This window comes from Agrobacterium sp. (genome assembly GCF_059499945.1).
The window spans coordinates 213,865-229,153 of record NZ_JCABZP010000022.1 but is presented as its reverse complement, the minus strand read 5'-3'; the positions used below and the strand labels follow the sequence as shown (position 1 = coordinate 229,153).

14 protein-coding genes are annotated in these 15,289 nt (G+C 58.3%); 8 read left to right on the top strand and 6 right to left on the bottom strand.

Annotated features, from left to right (window positions below):
- Positions 1-39 precede the first annotated feature (39 nt).
- The 3 genes from AC5I5B_RS25550 to AC5I5B_RS25540 form a co-directional block, all read right to left on the bottom strand.
- Positions 40-972 carry a hypothetical protein gene (locus AC5I5B_RS25550; protein WP_080864629.1) on the bottom strand — a complete coding sequence of 311 codons (933 nt, stop codon included), beginning with the start codon at positions 970-972 and terminating at the stop codon, positions 40-42.
- Positions 973-1,056: 84 nt separating this feature from the next.
- Positions 1,057-1,956 (bottom strand): AraC family transcriptional regulator, encoded by a 900-nt coding sequence (locus tag AC5I5B_RS25545; protein ID WP_031233879.1) that lies wholly within the window; start codon positions 1,954-1,956, stop codon positions 1,057-1,059.
- Between the two features lie 99 nt (positions 1,957-2,055).
- Positions 2,056-2,502, bottom strand: coding sequence for an acetyltransferase (locus AC5I5B_RS25540; protein WP_020810257.1), 447 nt, complete (start codon positions 2,500-2,502; stop codon positions 2,056-2,058).
- 233 nt (positions 2,503-2,735) lie between these two features.
- Here AC5I5B_RS25540 and bioB point away from each other — a divergent pair, with 233 nt between their 5' ends.
- Genes bioB through bioZ form a run of 5 tightly spaced genes read left to right on the top strand, consistent with a single transcriptional unit; the run spans position 2,736 to position 7,882 of the window.
- Positions 2,736-3,770, top strand: a complete 1,035-nt coding sequence (bioB, locus tag AC5I5B_RS25535; protein WP_111834822.1) for a biotin synthase BioB — start codon at positions 2,736-2,738, stop codon at positions 3,768-3,770.
- A complete protein-coding gene (locus AC5I5B_RS25530) occupies positions 3,767-4,912 on the top strand; it encodes an aminotransferase class I/II-fold pyridoxal phosphate-dependent enzyme (protein WP_111834842.1) in 1,146 nt (381 codons plus the stop codon). Before bioB ends, AC5I5B_RS25530 begins: the two co-directional genes overlap by 4 nt.
- Positions 4,909-5,547, top strand: a complete 639-nt coding sequence (gene bioD, locus AC5I5B_RS25525; protein ID WP_003508378.1) for a dethiobiotin synthase — start codon at positions 4,909-4,911, stop codon at positions 5,545-5,547. Before AC5I5B_RS25530 ends, bioD begins: the two co-directional genes overlap by 4 nt.
- Entirely contained in the window at positions 5,544-6,839 is a 1,296-nt protein-coding gene (locus AC5I5B_RS25520) for an adenosylmethionine--8-amino-7-oxononanoate transaminase (protein WP_111834823.1), read from the top strand. The genes bioD and AC5I5B_RS25520 overlap by 4 nt, the downstream gene beginning before the upstream one ends.
- Positions 6,840-6,895: 56 nt before the next feature.
- On the top strand, positions 6,896-7,882 hold the full coding sequence (gene bioZ / locus AC5I5B_RS25515) for a 3-oxopimeloyl-[acyl-carrier-protein] synthase BioZ (protein ID WP_111834824.1): 987 nt from the start codon (positions 6,896-6,898) through the stop codon (positions 7,880-7,882).
- A 219-nt stretch (positions 7,883-8,101) separates the two neighbouring features.
- On the opposite strand, the gene AC5I5B_RS25510 is transcribed toward bioZ, so the two are convergent.
- The 3 genes from AC5I5B_RS25510 to AC5I5B_RS25500 form a co-directional block, all read right to left on the bottom strand.
- A complete protein-coding gene (locus AC5I5B_RS25510) occupies positions 8,102-9,061 on the bottom strand; it encodes a hypothetical protein (RefSeq protein WP_495752924.1) in 960 nt (319 codons plus the stop codon).
- Positions 9,062-9,064: 3 nt separating this feature from the next.
- Complete coding sequence (locus AC5I5B_RS25505; protein ID WP_495752923.1) at positions 9,065-10,558, bottom strand: DUF8370 family protein; 1,494 nt, start codon at positions 10,556-10,558, stop codon at positions 9,065-9,067.
- An 81-nt stretch (positions 10,559-10,639) separates the two neighbouring features.
- Positions 10,640-11,731, bottom strand: coding sequence for a restriction endonuclease, SacI family (locus AC5I5B_RS25500; protein WP_495752922.1), 1,092 nt, complete (start codon positions 11,729-11,731; stop codon positions 10,640-10,642).
- Between the two features lie 87 nt (positions 11,732-11,818).
- On the opposite strand from AC5I5B_RS25500, the gene AC5I5B_RS25495 reads away from it, so the two are divergent.
- The 3 genes from AC5I5B_RS25495 to AC5I5B_RS25485 all read left to right on the top strand — a co-directional run bounded on the left by AC5I5B_RS25495 (position 11,819) and on the right by AC5I5B_RS25485 (position 15,284).
- Positions 11,819-13,087 (top strand): DNA cytosine methyltransferase, encoded by a 1,269-nt coding sequence (locus AC5I5B_RS25495; RefSeq protein ID WP_495752921.1) that lies wholly within the window; start codon positions 11,819-11,821, stop codon positions 13,085-13,087.
- Positions 13,088-13,243: 156 nt separating this feature from the next.
- A complete protein-coding gene (locus tag AC5I5B_RS25490; protein WP_495752920.1) occupies positions 13,244-14,584 on the top strand; it encodes a hypothetical protein in 1,341 nt (446 codons plus the stop codon).
- A gap of 343 nt (positions 14,585-14,927) precedes the next feature.
- On the top strand, positions 14,928-15,284 hold the full coding sequence (locus AC5I5B_RS25485) for a hypothetical protein (protein WP_495752919.1): 357 nt from the start codon (positions 14,928-14,930) through the stop codon (positions 15,282-15,284).
- The last annotated feature ends 5 nt before the right edge of the window (positions 15,285-15,289 follow it).

Genomic DNA, 15,289 nt, shown 5'->3' with positions numbered 1-15,289 from the left:
CTTCCAGTCGAATGGCAGGGCGTGCAGTTTGTCCGCAGCTCACACGAAGTCGATGAAGGCATCATCGAGAATGAGAAGCTTGCGGGCCTGTGTGCGGGCATATTCCTCGTAAAAGCCCTGCGAGATCCAGAGCGCGGAACGGCCGCGCCGTCCGCTCCAGCCTATGCCGCCGATCAGTTCGGCCGCGGCAAGCTTGCGGCCGACATGGATGCGTGACACGGAGAGGGAGGTCGCCAGCTGTGTCACGGTTTCCACATCGGTCACACGTCTGCCCTGTTCGGGCGGTCTTTCCCAGTCGATCCCGGCGATAAGGCGGTCCATCAGCAGGCCGCCCGCATCGAACCAGTTGAAAATGATGGAAAGCGGGCCGGGGCAGCGCACCTCCGGATGTGACAGAAACGCCTGTGATACACGGGGGTGGATATGGGGAAGCAGGGCTTCCGATCGCCTGATGAAGCGCGATGCCCTGAAGCCCTCATCGAGCAGGTCCAGCGCCTGAAAATGCACGTCGTACCATTGCGCGAGCATCGCCAGCGCCGGGGCTGAAGGCACCACCCCATTGCCCGGCCCGTTGCCGGATTGGTCGACCGGGCGTGTCATTCCGCGTTTCAGCGCCTCTTTGAAGAAGGCATAGGCAACGCTGTGGCTGGCGAGCCCGTGCCGGAGCGCCAGATGGCCGAAATCTTCCCGCGTCAGGGCTGCTTCTCCCGTTGCCGTTTCACAGTCCCCGCATTTCTGAAAATAGAGCGCCAGAAGCGCATGGCAAAGAAGCCGGTTCTGGCGTGTTGCGAAGAGCGCGGTCATCTCGGGCGAGCCTTCGTAGAGGGCGATAAAGCTACCCGATAGAAGCCGCAGCGCGGCCGCGAAGGGCTCTTTCTGCAGCATCGCCTCTATTTCGCAGGGTGCCGGACCGCGGCCATCGGCGACGACGGCCGGTAGTCGGGAAATCGCAAAGTCGAAAAAATTGGTCATGGGCCGCGCTCCGGAATGGGATGGTCTACCGGCCTTACAGGAGCTGAAATGGCGCGTCTTCTCATTGCGCGCAGAGGTGAAATTTTAAGCCGGCGGCATATCCTCAGCGCGGGCGTCACCGGGCGTCATGCCATAGGTGCCGGCGAACACACGGTAAAATGTTGCAAGGCTGTCGAAGCCGCAGCCATAGGCGATCTGTGTGACCGGCAGAGCGGGGAATGCCAGCAGCAACCGCTTCGCTTCCTCGATCCGCATGGAGGAGAGCGTGCGGGAAAACGACAGTTCCGCACCCTCGAAAACCACATGCAATTGCCGAAGCGAAATGCCGAGTTCCTTCGCGACTGCGGCAGGGGTGAGGTTCTGCCGGGATTTTTTTCGTATCATGATGTCCTGGGCCGCATAACAGAGCCCGGTCCTGAGCGCGGCGCGCACCTCCGGCATGGCGGGCGAAAGCCGTCCGCGCGCCGTCATGGCAAGCCGGGCGATATGCGTGACATCGCGTGCGGGATCGATGAGCCTGCCGGGGGCAGCGTTCAGCGCGTTGAAAAGGGCCCGGAAGGGCAGGGCGAAACTATTGTTTTCCGCATAACGCGTCGCAAACAGGTCATCGGTGGCCTGACCGAGCATGACCTCGTAGTCCACGGGGATTTTTAGCATCTTGTAGTGAAAATCGGCCTCGTTTCCCGGTATCGCGTCATAGGGCAAGTCGGAATAGTTGATGGTGATATCGCCGCCGCCGACGGCGTGAACCTGATCCCTGCCGGCATGCAGAAACCCCGAACCCTTGACCTGCAGGCCGATGCAGAGGCTGTTGCCGGCAATGCGGGCAATATCGGCTTCCGTGCGGTTCACCCGGTAAGAAGAAGCGCGCATTTCTGTTGCCACGGCGCCGGCAACGGCGCGCGCCTGAAACGAACCCTTGAAACTGTGGCGAAGATCCCGTGCAAGCTCGATCGTCACGCCAAACAGGCTTTTGCCGCGCACTTCGCGCCATTGGTCGAAGCGGTGTTCGGGCAAAAAATCTTCGGTTGCGAAGCGGACTATGGTGTTCGTGGCTTGATCCTCCCCGACGATCTCGGCGGCCTATTTTTCCGTTGCGCGAAATCGAAGATGAACGAGTGGATAGGGTCGCCCCTGTCCGTCCAGATCGGAGCGTCCGGTCGGTTCGAATCCCAGCCGACGATAAAAACCCATGGCCTCGCCGTTCTGTTCGTTGACGTCAGTGGTCAGCGCGGGATGAAGCGCAAGCGCCCTCTGCACCAGTGCCTTGCCGATGCCTTGGCCATGATGGTCCGGATCGATGAAAAGCGCCTCCATATGCCCTTCATGCAGAAACATGAAACCGAGGACATGGTCAGAAGCATCGACCGCCAGCGTCAGCGGCGCCTGCGGCAGGAAAGATTCGACTTCCTTCCCGATCGCGGCGCGATCCGCCGGCAGGAGGAACTGGTGGGTGGCGTCGACTGCTTTGCTCCATATGTCGAGGATGCGGGCAGCGTCGCGGCTCTCGGAGGGACGAAGTGCGATCATGTCTCACCCTTAGCAAGTGCGGAGTTTTCACGCCATTGGCCGATCCGATCTTTTCCGTGAGTGCGTGCGTATTCAATGAATTTCAGCATTGAAACCCGGCGATTCTGATCCCGCATGTGCCGCCCATCTCTCCTCTCGGAAATTTTTCTCGAAAAAAGTGCTTGCAAAAAGCAGCCCGAAAAAAATAGATAAAAATAACTTCTATCTATTTATTTTGAAGGAAAGATCGACAGATGGACCAGATCGTCACGCAAATCGACAGAAACCCAGCTCCGATTCTAGATATTGGCAGCAGCTTGTCACTCGAAGAAGCAAAAATTATCTATAATTTTCCGTTTAACGATCTCCTGTTCCGCGCCCAGCAGGTGCATCGCTGTCATTTCGATCCCAATGCCATCCAGATGAGCCGGCTTTTATCCATCAAGACCGGCGGCTGCCCGGAGGATTGTGGTTATTGCAGCCAGTCCGCTCGCAACCCCACCGGCCTCAAGGCCTCCAAGCTGATGGAAGTGGAGCGGGTGCTGACTGAGGCGCGCAAGGCGAAGGAAGGCGGGGCGACGCGCTATTGCATGGGGGCTGCCTGGCGTAATCCCAAGGAACGCGACATGGAGGCGGTGGTGGCCATGGTCGAGGGCGTGAAGGCGCTCGGCATGGAAACCTGCATGACGCTCGGCATGCTGACCCCGGAACAATCCGAACGGCTGGCCGATGCCGGTCTCGACTACTACAATCACAACGTCGACACGTCCGAGCGGTTTTATTCGCAGATCATTACCACCCGTACCTTCGAGGACCGGCTGGAAACGCTTGCCAATGTCCGCGATGCCGGCATCAAGGTCTGCGCCGGCGGTATTCTCGGCATGGGGGAAACGGTGGAAGACCGGATTTCGATGCTGGTGACGCTCGCCAACCTGCCGGTTCCGCCGGAAAGCGTGCCGATAAACATGCTGATCCCGATCCCCGGCTCGAAGCTCGCCAATGCCGATCCCGTTGATCCCATCGATTTCATCCGCACCATCGCGCTGGCGCGTATCCTGATGCCGCGTTCGCATGTGCGGCTTTCGGCCGGGCGTACGGAGATGAGCGATGAGACACAGGCGCTCTGTTTCCTGGCCGGTGCCAATTCCATCTTCATCGGCGAGACACTGCTGACGGCGGATAATCCGGGTGAGGACCACGATACGGCGCTTTTCCGCCGTCTGGGCCTGAAGCCGATGGAACTGCAGCGTACGGAATTGCAGTCTGGGGAGACGGGAGGGTGCCGGTGAATCTCACGGCGCTCTCCCCCTATGAGGCAAAGCTCGCCGGCCTGCAGCGCAAGTCGCGGCTGCGCGTGCTCGCTCCCCAGGAGGGGATCGATTTCACCTCCAACGACTATCTTGGCCTTGCGGATTCACCCCGGCTGAAGGAGGCATTTGCCGATGCCATCGGAAGGGGCGTGCCGGCAGGGGCCGGCGGCTCGCGGCTGCTGCGCGGCAACCACCGCGAACATGAGGCGCTGGAAGCGGAAGCAGCGGGGCTGTTCGGGGCTGAAAAAGCAATCTATTTCGGCAGCGGTTTTGCCGCCAATGTCGCGCTGTTCTCCACATTGCCGCTGCGGGAAGACCTCGTCCTTCACGACGCCCTGATCCATGCCAGCGTCCATGATGGTATCGCTGCCGGCAAGGCGAAGGTGATCGCCGTGCCGCATAATCAGGTCGAGGCATTCGAACGGGAAATAATCCGCTGGCGGCAGGAGGGTGGCCGGGGCCGCCCGTGGATCGCTGTCGAAAGCCTTTATTCCATGGATGGGGACCGTGCCCCGCTTGCGGCCCTGGCTGATCTTGCCGGGAAACATGAGGGCTTCCTTGTCGTCGATGAGGCGCATGCGACCGGCGTGTTCGGCCCCGGCGGGCGCGGCCTTGCCGCGGAGCTGGAAGGCCACGGCAATGTGGTGGCGTTGCACACCTGCGGCAAGGCGCTCGGCCTTTCCGGCGCGCTTTTGAGCCTGCCGGCGGTTCTTGCCGATTATCTCGTCAACCGCGCCCGCGGTTTCATCTATTCGACCGCGCCTTCGCCGCTGATGGCGGCGGCGGTGCGGGAAGCCCTGCGTATCATCGTCGATGAGCCGTGGCGGTGTGTGCGGCTGGCGGAGCTGGTAAACTTTGCCGGCGAAGAGCTTCGCTCCCGGCTCGGTGTTGCGCCCAGCGGCTCGCAGATATTACCGGTGATGATCGGTGACAATGCCCGCTCGCTTCGTATCGCCGCGCATCTGCGGGAAGGCGGTTTCGATGTGCGGGCGATCCGCCCGCCGACGGTGCCGGAAGGCACGGCGCGCCTGCGCATCGCCATCACGCTCAACGTGGATGAGAGACAGATCGCCGATATGATTGGGCTGCTTGCCCTTTCGCTGGCGGAGGAGCGGAAATGAGCCCTCGTTTCGTCATTTCAGGCACCGACACGGGCATCGGCAAGACGGTTTTTTCCGCGGCGCTGACCCACGCCCTGCAGGCATATTACTGGAAGCCCGTGCAATCCGGGCTGGAGGAAGAAACAGACAGTGAGACGGTGGAACGACTGGGTGGCGTGCCGCAGGCGCGTATCCTGCCCGAGGCCTATCGCCTGAAAATGCCGGCCTCGCCACATCTGTCGGCCCGCCTCGAGAATGCAACGATCGATCCCTCGCGGCTGCTGCCGCCGCAAACGGATGGACCTCTTGTCATCGAGGGGGCGGGCGGGCTTCTGGTGCCGCTGACAGACACATTGCTGTTCGCCGATATTTTCGCCCGCTGGCAAATTCCGCTTGTGCTGTGCGCAAGGACCTCGCTTGGCACCATCAACCACACGCTGCTCTCGCTCGAGGCGTTGCGGCGCCGCGCCATTCCGGTGCAGGGCGTAGTCTTCATCGGCGACGAGAACCGGGAAAATGAGCGCGTTATCGCCAATGTCGGCGCCGTCCGCCCGCTTGGTCGTCTGCCGCGCCTGCCGGAGATGACATCAGAGGCGCTGCATCAGGCATTTGCCCAACACTTCAATCTCGCTGATTTTCTGGAGGCGCCGGCATGAGCCGTTCCCCTGTCTGGCATCCTTTCACCCAGCATGGGCTGGAACCGCCGATGAAACGCGTCGTATCAGCGGAAGGCGCATTTCTCGTCGATGAGGACGGCAATCGCCTGTTCGACGGCATTTCCTCCTGGTGGGTCATCACCCACGGGCACCGGCACCCGGCGATCATGGCGGCCATCCGCGCCGCGACCGAGGCCTTCGACCAGATCATTTTCGCCGAGTTCTCCCATGAACCCGCCGAAACGCTGGCGCGCGGGCTGATCGGGCTTGCACCCAACGGGCTAAGCCACGTGTTTTATTCCGATAGTGGCTCGACTGCGGTTGAGGTGGCGCTGAAAATGGCGCTCGGCTATTTCCACAATCGCGGGGAAAAGCGCGACCGTATCGTGGTGATGGAGCATGGTTATCACGGCGATACGATCGGCACCATGTCAACAGGTGAGCGCGGCGTATTCAATGCCGCTTACGAACCGTTACTCTTCGGCGTCGACCGGCTGGCTTTTCCGCAAGCGGGCGGCGAACAGCAGACATTGGACATGTTCGAGAGTTTCTGCCGTTCGGGCCGTATCGGCGCCTTGCTGATCGAGCCGCTGGTGCTCGGAGCCGGCGGAATGAAGATGTACGGTGCGGATATACTGGCCGGGCTGAAACAGATCGCCGAGCGCCATGGCTGTCTCGTCATCGCAGACGAAGTGATGACGGGCTGGGGCAGAACGGGAACCCTGTTCGCCTGCGAACAGGCAGGTATTTCGCTGGATATTCTGTGCACATCCAAAGGGCTTACGGGCGGCTCGCTGCCGCTCGCCGCAACGCTGTGCAGCGCGGAAATCTTCGATGCGCATTTTTCGACGGATCGCCGCAAGACCTTTTTCCATTCCAGTTCCTATACGGCCAATCCGATTGCCTGCGCTGCCGCTGTCGCCAATCTTCAGGTCTGGCGGGATGAGCCCGTGCTTCAGCGCATCGGGCAATTGCAACAGATGCTGCGCGACAATCTCCGGCGATTTGCGGATGACCGGCGTTTCACCGGCATCCGGCAAATGGGGACCATCGCGGCGCTCGACCTCGTGGTGCCTGGCGGTGGTTATCTCGCCGAGGCGGGCCCGCGCATGCGGCAATTGTTCCGCGAGCGCGGGTTCGTCATCCGCCCGCTCGGCAATGTGCTTTATCTGATGCCGCCCTATTGTTCGACGGGGGAAGATCTGACCAGCGCCTTTGACGCCATCGACGAGGTGGCCGGGATCGTCACCGAAACCGCATCGTTAAAATCGCGTGCGGCCGGCATCGCGTGAAAACAGCGTACGGCCATGTTCAGCCTGTTCCAGAACCGTCTCCGAAAGCCCTGACAATGCAGACCCGTTCTTCCCGCATGGCCGGTTTTGGTCATGCCGTTCCGTCAAGATGTGTCGATAATGCCGAGATAGAGGCCAGCCTCGGGCTGGAGGCCGGCTGGATCGAGAGGCGCACCGGCATCCGCACGCGTTATTGGGCGCATGAGGGTGACACGTTGAGCGGCCTTGCCGCAAGAGCCAGCCGCATGGCGCTGGAAGATGCGGAAATTGGCTCCGCCGAGATCGCGCTGACGCTGCTTGCAACTTCTACACCGGATCATCTTCTGCCACCCTCGGCACCGCTGCTCGCACACCGGCTGGGCCTCGTCCGATCCGGCGCGATCGATCTCGCTGGGGCCTGTTCCGGCTTTCTTTATGCGCTCACCCTTGCCGATGGCTTTGTCCGCACCCACGGCCGCGCCGTGCTCGTCGTTGCCGCCAATATATTGAGCCGCCGTATCAATCCGGTGGAAAGGGCAAGCGCGGTCCTGTTCGCTGATGCCGCCGGCGCCGTTGTACTCAAGCCCTGCAAAGAGGCGCAGCGTGGGCTTTTGTCAGCCGATCTTGTTGCGGATGGCGGCGGTTATGATCTGATCCAGATAGCGGCGGGAGGCAGTAGCCAGCCGTTCTCTGCCGATACATCCGCCGAAGAGGTGCTAATGACAATGCGCGATGGCCGCGAGGTCTTCTCCCGCGCCGTGATGCTGATGACAGAGACCTCGAAAAGGGTGCTGAACGAGGCCGGAATGACGGCAGCCGACATCGACCGTTTCGTACCCCATCAGGCCAATGCCCGCATGTTTGACGCCGTCTGCGGCAATCTCGGTATCAACAGGCAAAAGACGGTTCGCACGATAGAAAGCTTCGGCAATTCCTCCGCCGCAACCATTCCGCTTTCGCTGTCCGTCGCCAATGCCGAAAGGCCTTTCACGGAAGGCGAAACCCTGCTTTTAACAGCGGCTGGCGCGGGCATGTCTGGTGGAGCGGCCGTTTATCGCGTTTGAACGGGGCATCGCGATGACGCGGACCATTCCAAACTCAAGAAGCTGATTTTATTTGGAGAAATTTGGCTGGGGAACCTGGAGCCGGACGGGCGCTTTGGAATCCTGTTGACTTTCAATGCGTTGCTCAATGTCACGTCAACAATGTGGGGGTAGTTTGTGGGGGTGTCAACAATTACGTGACGCGGGATGCCGCGACGACAGCGAACCCATGTTTAAGATCTAATGAGCCTCGACGTTCTCTCGATCCTCCTCGTCATCGGGATAACCAGGGTGACTATCCCAGCCGCACTCGGCGCAGGATTCAAAATAGGCTCCCTCGGTTGCGATAGCTATGTCGAAGAACGTCCGCAAATTCCGGGATGCGCACCGTGGGCACTGATCAATTCGATCATGACGTTCTCGACTAAGCAGCCGCATGTAATGCTTGACGATCGCGTCCACCGCATCCAGCGCGATAAGCGCCGAGGTCTTGTTCGCGTTCCGATGATGAGTCAGCCAGTTGACCAGGGGCCAAGCCTTTTCGACGACCGCTCTCATGTAGTTCCGTAGTTCGTCATTCTTCTCGCCTGGGCATAGCTTGCTCGTCAGCAGACGGTTCCATCCGACGACATCCGCGTCCTTCGGCCTGTCAGTCACCCCCTCCAGTTCCACTCTCCTTCTCACGGCACTGACCAGTGAAATCAGGCATTCGCGAAGCTGCATCCCGACAGATTGGAAGTCGACGGCCTCGATCGCTCTTTCAAGTAATTTTGCTGCTTGCACCTGACGGCGCATCACTTCATCGAATGGCGAGCCCTCGTCGTCACCGTCCTTCTTAGATCGGCTCATCACCCTCATCATGAGCCCGATGTGAAACGACAGGGTATAATCGAGGCTCGGGAAATGGCGTTGAGAATAGAGGTTGGTGGGGTGAGTAATGACCCACCAACGATTTTTGTCCGTATGAACATCCCAAATTTCGTATGCATCACCTAAGACGTATTCGGTCTTAACACGCTCCACGTTCAGCACAGTTTCTTCGCCATGAGCCTGCCCTTCGACATAGTCTGCAATGTCTCGCTCAGCGTAGAAGTCTCGTTCCGGACTGTAACGCCCGAGTTGGTCGGCTGGCAGCGGGTGGTCGGGCGGAAAAACGCACTCGTCGCTGTCGATCTTGTTGTGCTCTTGCTGATCCTTCATGAGCTATTCGCCATCCACGTCGTCATCGTCCTCGAAATCATCCTCGATCACTTCGAGGAGGGTATCTCGAACGCTGGCCGAACGTCTTCGACGCCCGTCGACCAGGATAATCTCGGGGGCGGCAAGGCCAGCTTTAACCTGGGCATCGCGATGTTTCGTGATGTCAGCAAGCTTCTGCCCCATCTTGCCAACGTTGATCAGAAGAAAGATAGCCCAGTCTGTACCGGATGCACCCTGGTATATGCCGATCTGGGTCTTGTATCCTTGGACAACTTTGCCTTTCGAGAGCTTGATTTCCACCAGCACTCGGTTTGTGTAGCCCTTAGAAAATCGAAAATCTACCGGACCGCCGCCGGGGTTGGTTTCTGGTGCGATGTCGATATCATTCGCCTTGCAGAAGGTGTCTGCCACGGCGAAGAAGATCAATTGCGCGGCCTTCTCTCTCTTAGGCTTGTCTCCTTGCCAAAGGAGTTCCCACAAGTTGTTCTTCTCGACGAGTGTCGTGAAGTGCGCGATAATCAACTTTACGAGCCGTTGGAGTTCGGCGGCTGTAGGCTGCCCAATCTTCAAGCCCGGCTGCATGAACGCACTCAGATCGCCAGCGATCATCTCTCGGAAGCGGTAGAGATTGAGAGGATCCGCCTTCGGATCGTAAGCGTCACTGGATCCAAGCACTGCATCCAGGATCGCTCGGAAGTGCTCCAGCGATAGAAGAGCAGTCTTTTTTATAGCCTCCTTCTTCTCCGTGAGTGTTGCTTGGGAAATCAAGCCGACGAATTCGTTGAAGGCCTTTCTGATTTTCTCGTTTTCGAACGTTACCCGAGATACGTCCGACCAATCCGTTGCGAGTGGTAGATCGCGTAAAATGTCCTGCGGAACGAGAAGAATGGGTTTGGCAGGATCGATGGGGTTCTCAGGAAGCATCGCGCCGAAGTAGTCCTTGAACTGGCGAACGGGCACCTTGTTCTGCTGACAGAACTCCTCAGTCAGTGCGCACAGCGCAGGAAGTATCGCGAAGGTTGTAAGGTCGCTAATCGTGTCAGGTCCGACCCCTTCTTCGAACATACCCATGAGAGAGATTATTTCGGGGTTGTCTTCGCCAAGCTCTATGATCTGTTTAGTGGTTGTCAGAATCCGTTCTCTCAGTTCCTCGGATCTTGAATTTCCGCTGATGCTCGATCCGCCGTATCCAAGACAGGTCTCGGATCTCTCCTTAAGGTCCAAAATTCCACGAGCAGCCTTCCAGGCAGGATCGTTCACGGACTTGCTTGCTGCTAGGAGCTTCACGGCCTTCTCGAAGTGCTTCCGGAGCTGGTCGTATGCGCTCGCCATGTGAGGGTTATCACTGGCTTCGATCAACAGTGGATCAATGAAAAGCTTACTATCGGAGTTGAGGACGGGGTCAAAAAGTCCGGCCTTGTCCAACGCGAATGCAGTGCCCTTGAATACCTGAGAAAATAGATACGGCTTTACAAGCTTTTTCGCGGCACGTGCCATCCGAATCTCCACCTATCCACGCGGAAAGGTAGTATTAAGTGTGGCAGCCTGCAATAGATCGGCCGCAGGCTGTTGAACGCGTTAATCGCCTGCCGTCGCAGCGATTAAAGTATCCCATCGGGAAATCGAATTCGGATGGACCTCCACAGCGAGTAGTCTGTGACGAATTCGTTCAGCCGCGACCTTTGATGCTGCCCTCATCGGACGATTCGACCAATACAATGCTTGTTGAACAAGCGAGCGCCAACCGTAGAACAATGAAAGCGCCAGACCAAATCTATCTGCCCAGTTATGAAGCGCATTCGCATCAAGCTCATTCTGGCGTGCTGCGACCATAACATAGGCGGCATCGGTTGCTCCCATGTCGATCGCTTTTTTGCCAAAGATCTGGACATCATTAAAGGTTACTGGCTTGTCCTTCACCTCCACGGCTTTGATGGTGGCATCTTCAATGACCACACAGACATCACCAGGGTGACTACGCGATGGATCGTTGATTCTCGCGGACTCTACATTTTCGTCGCCAAAAGCCGCATCGAAGAGCCCAGCCACGACTGCCTGTGCTCGTTTTCCACCCTCCGAGTTTTCACCCACGAAGATCTGGATTGCGGTTGCGAGAGTGGCGGGTGTGACGTGTAATTCACCTGGAGCCTCAGCGTATCGGGGTTGATAGCGTCGACGTACTGCAACATAGGCCCTCATTGCCGCTCTGCTCTGCTGCTCGTCCATCGTGTCGAGGAGGCGGACTAACTCGAGCACGTAGTCGAACGCGGGTCGCCCTCCAGCGTGGATTGGGGTTGCATCTCCTAGATACGTCATACGAAAATACGGCTGGTTGTTGAGAGGCTGTGGGGACGTCACCCCAATGTGGATGCCGAGGTCCGCCGCCACGGGGACCAACACACCCTCTGCCAAGGTGCGTGCGGAGAACGCAAAAGGAGCGTCTTTCGCATGGGACGGTTTCACCCATTTCAGGTCAGCGCGTCGGTCGATGCACTTCGCGAGGATTGCCGTCCCGATGAAGGCAATGTGGGTGCGGGCATTTCCTTGTTCACATAAATCTGACAGCTTCTCGATGTGATGGATCCAAGATAGATCGCCGCCATCAGCTTCCGAATTTCGTGCCTCCTCACGGAGGATTTCTTCCGCTAACTTCTTGTCGATTCGTAGCATTTGACCGGTCGCAATTTCTTGTGGACTAAGGCCCAATGTCATCGTTTACGGTTAACGACCGGTTACTCAGCCGGTTAAGGCTTGTTCATGTTTAAGACAATCAGTCTCTATAGTGGCATCGGCGGTTTGGATTTCGGCTTCGAAGAAGCTGGCTTTAACACTCGCGTGGCCGTCGAACTCGACAAATTCTCCTGTCGGACGATGCGCTTAAATCGTTCTGCCTGGAACGTGATAGAGGGCGACATTCATAATGTCCCTTCAGACCAAATCCTCGATGCCGCATCATTGGCAGTCGGGGAAGCGGATATGTTGATCGGGGGTCCCCCATGTCAGCCGTTCTCAAAGTCGAGCTATTGGGTAAGGGGTGACACTCTCCGGCTGGATGACCCGCGCTCGAACACGCTCGCTGCCTATCTAAGAGTGCTGCGTGATACTCGGCCAAAGGCCTTCCTTCTTGAGAACGTGGGCGGCCTTGCTTACGAGGGGAAGGACGAGGGTTTACAGCTACTTCTGGAAGGTATCGAGAACGTCAACAGGGAAGTGGGCACCGACTACCGACCGACATGGCGAGTAATCAAGTGTGTCGAGTACGGGGTTCCTCAGATAAGGGAGCGGGTTTTCATTATCGGTGCCCGAGATGGAAGAACTTTTCGATTCCCCGAGCCTACCCACCGCGCTGCTATCGCTGTCTCGGACGATATGTTCGGAGCCGAACGAGAGCCCTTCATGACAGCATGGGATGCCATAGGCGATCTCGCAGAACCGAACGACGTCACCGGTCTCCAAGTCGGTGGAAAGTGGGGCGATCTGCTGCCAAGCATTCCTGAGGGGCAAAACTATCTCTATCATACGCCCAGAGGGGAAGGACGGCCTTTGTTTGGCTGGCGGACGAGATATTGGTCCTTTCTCCTCAAACTGTCGAAACGTCTTCCTTCTTGGACTGTGCAGGCGCAACCAGGCTCTGCAATCGGTCCGTTTCATTGGAATTCCAGGAAGCTGACTTTCGAAGAACTGTGTCGACTTCAGACGTTCCCCGACGGTTTGAAGATCGATGTCGGACGCACCGAAATGCAAAGAATGCTCGGGAACGCCGTTCCTAGCCTTATCGCCGAGATCTTGGCCAGGGCGATCAGTTCGCAGCTACTCGACGTACCGCAAAATGGGCCGATGCACCTTATGCCGAAACGTCGGCTACCCGTGCCATCAGCCGTTGAAGTCGCGGATGTTCCAGCTCAGTACTTCCACATGGAAGGTGACCACCGCGCTCATCCGGGAACCGGCAAGGGAAAGGCTGCGCTGGGTTTACCTACTGCCTTCAATACCAAACCGCGACTGAAGATCGCTACCGGCGACTAGCTCGTGGGCGACGTCAGCAATTGACCTACGCGCGTCGTGGGACGAACATAGAAAAACCGCCATCAACGGGTTGGCCCCCTCAGGCGGTTTTTCATCAAGGTGTTCCAGAATGTTGAATGACATCGCTGACATTGTAAAGCCGCCGTTGACGATGGAATGAGCGCGAATCCGGATGCTTTTGAGTTCCTTCGCAAGAGCGCGTATGGCCATGTGCAGAAGCACGGAAACGATGCGCAAGCGCTACGTCAGCATTGCCGGGACGTTCTCGACGCCTGGCTCCGCGAGGGAGGGGCAGGTGGTGACTTGCATGCCAGTGAAGCAGCCGCACTCGTGGACGCTGTTTCTAGCTGGGTGAGCCAGCGTTACCACAAACCGAAGCGGAAGCCTTCGCGGCGGCGTGAAGAGCGCGCAGCACAAGCGGCGGCTGCTCCTCTGTTTCTCGAATACGCTACGGAAGACGGCCTGAAGCCCAGCATAAGGAACGCTGCCCGGATCTCTGGTCAGTCGAAATCCACGATGGCGCGGCATCTGCGTATGCAAGGCATCGCCCCCCTTCGCGAAAAGAAGATCAATGCGCTGCCGTCTACGGTGAAACGCCTTGCCCGGTTGCTCGACAGCACCTTCTCGATCGACGGCGCATGGCTCGTTGAGGTGGATCATTGCGTCGCAAAGCTGTGGGATGATGCTGACGTCCTGTCCGAAGCCTTGCCGCGCTCCACCAGATCCGAACGCCGCAAGAAACTACCGGAGCTTCTGGCGGCAATCACGGCGGCCGGCATCGGCTTCAATATCCTCGTGAGTGGCAACGTGATTGCGATCCGCCGAGGCCGGCGGTTCAAGGGCATGAAGGACGCTGCGACGTGGATCGAGGACGAAGAGCGGATCAACGGTTTCAAGCTCCTGCGACGTCCAGAGGTCGAAAGCCGGACGCAAACCTTCTGGGACGATCCATGGCTCTTGGACGTACTGGCGGTGATGTTCACGGGTGCAGCATGGCGGACGTTCTCCAGCACGGAGGAACTGCAACCATGGCTACGACTGCTGCGGCCTCTGCTCGATCCCCGTCCGCTTGTCACCGTCATTGATATCGCCGTTCGCCGTGCTACGCAGGGCGATTTCGTGGCTGATTTACGGGGCCTCTGTGCGGGCGTAACTGATCGGGAGGTGAGGAACGCCGGATACAAGCTCGCGAACGTCATCGAGACCGTACAGCTTTATGCGGAACGAGGTTGGGAGCCTGTCGATTTCTTCGCGGACGTCGATCAAGAACTCCGGTTCATGACGTACCTGGCGACGAACTCGCCGAAGTCCTATGCCAAGCTCAGGTACTTCCGGGACGTCGTGCTTCCGGAAATCGCGGCAGAGTATGAGAACGATCCGAACCCGATATCTGCAACCACGAAGAGATGCAGGGCGCTGCCGGACGACGAGAGGGTCGGAAAGTGGACTGCTCCCACGGCAAAGCAATTGGCGGCATTCCTGCCTCCGAAGGAATGAACACAGGTGCGTCCGTCGGTGGGTATCGGGATGGGATGTTCGGTTTTCTTCAGTCGAAAATTGAAGGAAAATTATTATAATTCATGTGGTTAACATGAAATTGTCCCGTTTCTCTATTATAGTTAGAGAATCTAGTTGATTGCAGACTGCCGCACGAGAAACCGGAATGACAAACTCAGGACATAGATCTTGTGTTCGGAGTTTCGGAAGCGGTGAGCGGCGCGACGTCGGGTGACCGTCGTCACCACGACATGACGTGAACCACGTTATGTCTCGTCGTCCTGCCGGACGGCGACGAGGCCCCTGCCAGGTGCCGCGCGGGCGCCCTCGGAGAGCCGACGACTTGACCAAAGGGAAAGTCATTAGTCGGTCACTAAAGACCATTGTTTCAGGCTCCGCCGGCGTTGAAGATTCTTCCACCAGCATTCATCGGGAGGATCACATGCAGGAATACGAACGTCAGATACTCGTTACCAGCGAAGGTCCAGAGTTTCATGCGAGGCTCAAGGTCATCCGGCTGCCATCTTCGTGGTACGCCGTCGTATGGGAGGACCCGGAACGGTATGCGGCTTTCTCTCAAGACAGGACCGAGAAGAACGGCGGTCATGAGCATATGAGCGACGATGCCTTCCTTGCCTGCGTTCAGCTTGTCGCAGCATTCTCGTTCGGCATCGACTTCGAGTACGCTGACGTACAGTGAGTTCT